The 5,587-nt window shown below is 34.9% G+C and carries 4 protein-coding genes; 3 read left to right on the forward strand and 1 reads right to left on the reverse strand.

Annotation, left to right across the window (positions count from 1 at the left end; translation table 11 throughout):
- Window positions 1-776, reverse strand: a 776-nt coding sequence (gene proC / locus AC3AX0_RS06050) for a pyrroline-5-carboxylate reductase (protein ID WP_487549408.1), incomplete at its 3' end; no start/stop codon positions are given.
- Between the two features lie 295 nt (window positions 777-1,071).
- Here proC and AC3AX0_RS06055 point away from each other — a divergent pair.
- From AC3AX0_RS06055 to AC3AX0_RS06065, 3 genes are all read left to right on the forward strand, one after another.
- Window positions 1,072-2,739: a glutamine--tRNA ligase/YqeY domain fusion protein gene (locus AC3AX0_RS06055; protein ID WP_487549409.1), complete on the forward strand. Its 1,668-nt coding sequence runs from the start codon at window positions 1,072-1,074 to the stop codon at window positions 2,737-2,739.
- 73 nt (window positions 2,740-2,812) lie between these two features.
- Window positions 2,813-3,976, forward strand: coding sequence for a class I SAM-dependent methyltransferase (locus tag AC3AX0_RS06060; protein WP_487549410.1), 1,164 nt, complete (start codon window positions 2,813-2,815; stop codon window positions 3,974-3,976).
- Complete coding sequence (locus AC3AX0_RS06065; protein WP_487549411.1) at window positions 3,966-5,357, forward strand: sigma-54 interaction domain-containing protein; 1,392 nt, start codon at window positions 3,966-3,968, stop codon at window positions 5,355-5,357. Before AC3AX0_RS06060 ends, AC3AX0_RS06065 begins: the two co-directional genes overlap by 11 nt.
- The last annotated feature ends 230 nt before the right edge of the window (window positions 5,358-5,587 follow it).

Raw genomic sequence — 5,587 nt, forward strand, 5'->3', positions numbered from 1 at the left:
AGCATGGATTCTATGAGGGCGCTTCTGAAGCCTCTGTCTTCAAGAACCTTTACGGCTTCTATAGTCGTACCTCCTGGAGAACAGACTGAATCTTTAAGCTCTCCAGGGTGCATGTCAAGTTCTTTAACCATTTTTGCAGCACCCATTACTGCCTGGGCGGCAAGATTGTAAGACATTTTTCTTGGAAGTCCTGTAAGAACTCCTGCATCACCCATAGCTTCAATCATTATGTATACATAAGCTGGTGAACTTGCTGATATGGATACCAAGGTATCCATATGATCTTCTTCATCAAGCTCCTGTACTTCACCAAATCCATTGAATATTATTTCAACCTCTTTTTTTTCTATGTCTGTAAAAACATCGGGAGCATAATAAATACCTGTCATTCCTTCACCTACCAGGGATGGTATGTTTGGCATTGCCCTTAAAACCTTAAGATTTTCTATTCCAGTAGTTTCCCTGCATTCCTCAATAGAATAGCCAGGTGCAAGACTTACAAGCACATGCCTATCAGGTTCGATTACATCTTTTATTTCATTTAATACCTTTCCATAATGTTGGGATTTTATTGCCAAAAATATGTATTTGCATTTTTTCACAAGATCGACATTGTTTTTTGCGCATTTGATCATCAGATCCATGCTGAGTTTTTCCTTGGATTCATTTGATTTTGAATTGATGTATATTCTGTCAAGCTCGAATTTGTTTTTTGCCATACCTGTAATTATGGCTTTGGAAACATTTCCTGCTCCTATAAAACCTATCTTATTCATAGCACTCTCCATAATGATATTTTATTTATAATAACAAATGTATAAATATTTGTAAATGATATTAATTACAATAACGTTTTCATCCACTCATATAAGCGGATATTGATGAAGAAAAATTGGATATACTAGATTCATAAAAGTATACTACATTTAATAAATTTGATGCAAAGTAATGAAAAAAGTTATGAAAGAAGAAAATAAGAATATAAATGCAATTTAAATTGCTTATGAAATTGATTTAATAAGGTAAATATGCTAATATATCTCTATCGATTTAAATGATTAGGAGGTTCTTATGAGCGAAATGAAAAGTGAAAGTTCGAATTTTATACAAAAGATAATTGACAATGATAATAAAGTAGGAATTTATGACAATAGAGTACACACAAGATTCCCACCTGAACCAAACGGATATCTTCATATAGGACATGCCAAGTCCATATGTCTAAATTACAGCCTTGCAGTAAACAACAAGGGTACTTTCAACCTTAGATTTGATGATACAAATCCTGTAAAGGAAGACGATAAGTATATAAGAGCAATAGTTGAAGATATAAAATGGCTTTGTCCCGAATGGAGTGGAGAGGTGTTTTATGCATCAAACTATTTTGATACAATGTATGAAAGTGCGGAAGAGCTAATCGAGAAAGGTCTTGCCTATGTAGATGATCTCACAGCTGATGAAATGAGGGAATACAGAGGTACTCTTACTGAGCCTGGAAAGGAAAGCCCCTTCAGGGAAAGGTCAGTAGAGGAAAACATTGAAATCTTCAGGAACATGAAAAAGGGCGAATATGAAGATGGGAAAAAAGCTTTGAGAGCCAAGATCGATATGGCAAGTCCAAACCTTAACATGAGAGACCCTGTAATATACAGGATGTTAAGAGCCCACCACCATAATACAGGAGACAAATGGTGCATTTATCCAATGTATGACTTTGCCCATCCTATACAGGATGCCATAGAAGGAATAACGCATTCCGTATGCACATTGGAATTTGAAGATCATAGGCCTCTTTATGATTGGGTTCTTGCAAATCTTGATAAATTCAAGGTTCAGTCTCCAAAGCAGATTGAATTTGCAAAGCTGTTTCTTACAAAGACAATGATGGGCAAGAGATATCTCAAGCAGCTTGTTGACCAAGATCTTGTAGATGGTTGGGATGATCCTAGGATGCCAACAATTTCCGGCTATAGAAAAAGGGGATACACTTCTGAATCAATAAGAAAATTCTGCGATGATATAGGTGTTTCGAAATCACAAAGTGTTGTAGACATAGCGATGCTTGAACATTCCATAAGAGAAGATTTAAGAATGAAGGCTCCAAGAACCATGGCTGTTTTGGATCCTTTAAAGCTGGTTATTACAAATTATCCTGAAGGAGAGGTTGAATATCTAGATGCAGATATGAATCCTGAAAATCCTGAAATGGGCAAGAGAAGCATTCCTTTCAGCCGTGAGATATATGTTGAGAGAGAAGATTTCATGGAAGTTCCGCCTAAGAAATTCTTCAGGTTGTTTCCAGGAAATGAGGTAAGACTTAGACATGCATATTTTGTCAAGTGCAATGAAGTAATCAAAGATGAAAATGGTGAAGTGATTGAACTTAGATGTACCTATGATCCGAAAACAAAGAGTGGAAGCGGTTTTAGTGATAGAAAGGTAAAGGGTACATTACATTGGGTGTCTGCGGATTACACCCTTGATGCTGAAGTTAGGCTCTATGATTATATGATGGAAGACGAGGATTTTGACAAGACCAATTTCCTTGAAAAGCTCAATCCAATGTCAAAAGTCACATTAGAAAATTGCAAAATTGAGTCTAATATGTCTGCAGCTTCAATAGGAGATAGGTTCCAGTTTTTGAGACATGGATATTTCATAATAGATAAGAATGCTGAAGAAGGCAACAAGTTAGTATTCAACAGGATAGTATCCCTTAAAAGTTCATGGAAGAAATAAAAACTCTGGGTTAGAAAATTCAGTGTAGAAAATATTGGCCGTCATGTTTATGGCGGCCTTTTGAGGAGCGGCAATGGAATTAAATCAATTTTTTGAAGATGTTTTAACAGATAAGACTCTTGTAAGCATGGTGGCTTCAAATCCCAGAAAGAAACAGAACGAATGTAAAAGAATAAATATCAAGCCTGTACTCATAAGGAACCAATATACACTTCAATTTGAATCATTAATAAACAACAAGGCTTTTCATGAAAATCTTAGTGTTGATGAAGCTGCTGAAAAAATCATTGAAAACATGAGGGACAATTTCAAAAATATATATATCAAGACACAAAATCATGAGTATCAATGTATGGTTTCAAAGAAAGGAAAGCTTACTTGCAAAAAGAAAGAGATTGAAATAGCAAGTTTTAGTCTTTCGCATGACAGAAAAAAGGATTATATAATCCCGGACAATGAAAAATGCGATTTCCTGATTGAACTTGGAGTAATGGATGATAATGGAAAAGTGTATAAGAAAAAATATGACAAATTTAGACAGATAAACAAATTTCTCGAAATAGTGGATGGTACAATTGACTATGAAAATATTAATGGAAGCTTCAAGATAATCGATTTTGGATGCGGCAAGGCTTACCTGACATTTGGCCTCTACTATTATTTTCATAATATATTAAATAAGGATGTTGAAATCATTGGACTTGACTTGAAGGAGGATGTAATAGACTTCTGTAATAGAACAAGTGAAAATCTTGGATATGAGAATCTTGAATTTATCAAGGGAGATATTGTTGATTTTGATTCTAGAAGTGACATAGATATGATAGTGACCCTTCATGCCTGCAACAATGCCACTGATGCTGCCCTTGTAAAGGCGGTCAAGTGGAATGTTGATTATATATTGTCTGTACCGTGTTGCCAGCACGAATTTTTCAACAAAATAGATAATGCATGTCTTGCACCCATGATTGAACACGGACTTATTAAGGAAAGACTTTCTTCTATGGTAACGGACACTCTTAGAGTGTTGTATCTCAACAATGAAGGATATGAAGTCAAGCTTGTAGAATTTGTAGCTATGGAACATACTCCTAAGAATATTATGATTAAAGGTGTAAAAAAAGGAATGGATGTTAATGCTGCAAAAATGAAGTATAATAAATTCAAGAAGTTCTGGAATCTTGATGATCTATTCATTGAGAAATATCATAATGAGGAAATTGGGAATGAATATTAGTTTCAACGTAGAAGACGGAAACATATTTGAATATATACTGGACAATATACCCGATGCCATAACCGTGGTGGATACTAAATGCACAACACTATTTTTCAACAAAACTTCAGAAGAGTACTTCAACATAAAAAAAGAGGAAATAATAGGAAAGGATCTAAGGAATGTTTTTCCCAGCTCCCTTCTTCCTAAAGTTATTGAAAGTGAGAAGGTATATCACAATATATACAACAGTCCAAGGGAAAACACATATACCATAATAAGCGCCATACCCCTTTATGACGACAAGGGCAAGCTTATTGGAGGACTTTCAAGAGACCGAGACATTACCGAATACATGAAGCTTACAGATGTACTGTCGAAAACTCAACACAACCTTTCTGAACTGGAAAAGGAATTATCCGTGACAATGCAAAGTGAATCCTATTTTTCGAAAATAATCAGCAATAATACTGAATTCATAAAAAGGATAAACCTTTGTAAAAACATATCGAGAACGCCTATGAATATTCTAATCAACGGTGAAAGTGGTACAGGAAAGGAGCTATTTGCAAGAGCCATCCATCACGAAAGTGAAAGACAAGGTAATTTTGTTGCTGTAAACTGCTCTGCAATACCCGAAGAACTGTTTGAAAGTGAACTTTTCGGATATGATGAAGGAGCCTTTACAGGTGCAAGAAAGAATGGAAAGCCTGGCAAGTTTGAGGAAGCAAACAACGGAACCTTATTTCTTGATGAGATAGGAGACATGCCTGTTACACTACAGCCTAAGATATTGAGAATTCTTGAAGATGGATATGTTACAAGAATAGGAAGCAATAAGGAAATAAAGATAAACGTAAGAATAGTATCGGCTACAAATAAAGATCTAAAAGAAGCCATACAAGATAGAAGCTTCAGGAAAGATTTGTATTACCGGCTCAACACCTTCCAGGTACAGCTGATTCCCTTAAAAGACAGAAAGGAAGATGTTGTTCTTCTTGCAAACAAGTTTCTGCAGAAATTCTGTATGGAAAACGGCATGAACATAATCGAAATCCCTAATGAAATATTTAATATATTCAAAAGACATAGCTGGGAGGGAAATGTAAGAGAGCTTAAGAATATAATACAGCGTTCAGTTCTTCTTGCAAAGGAAAGTAATAACGAAAAGATTCTAATCGAATTTCTTCCGGATTATCTTCAGGTGATAGATGTTGAAGAAGAACTTTCTCTTGATTATGATTCATCAACTCAGGGAATTGAAGAGTATTTAGAAAAGATAGAAAAAGAAATAATCAAAAAAACTCTTGATAGTTTTAACTATAATAAGAAAAAAACAGCCGAGCATCTTAGTATGCCGAGAAGCAATTTATACTATAAAATAGAAAAATACGGGCTCTAGTGTCGAAAAGTCGACACAGGAGTCGAGAAGTCGACATTGGATTAAAGGTGGTTTTTAAAAATAGTAAGGGAATGAAATACATATGTTGTGTTTTGTTCTTTTTTTATATACAAAAATAGGCTTTTGACATATATATGACCGTTGGCATGGTAATTGCATTAGTATAGATTAGATCTTATTAGGAGGGAAGTATGAGAATTGAAAAGCATCCTATTTTAAACTTTGAAAGA

The organism is Dethiosulfatibacter sp. (assembly GCF_983023055.1).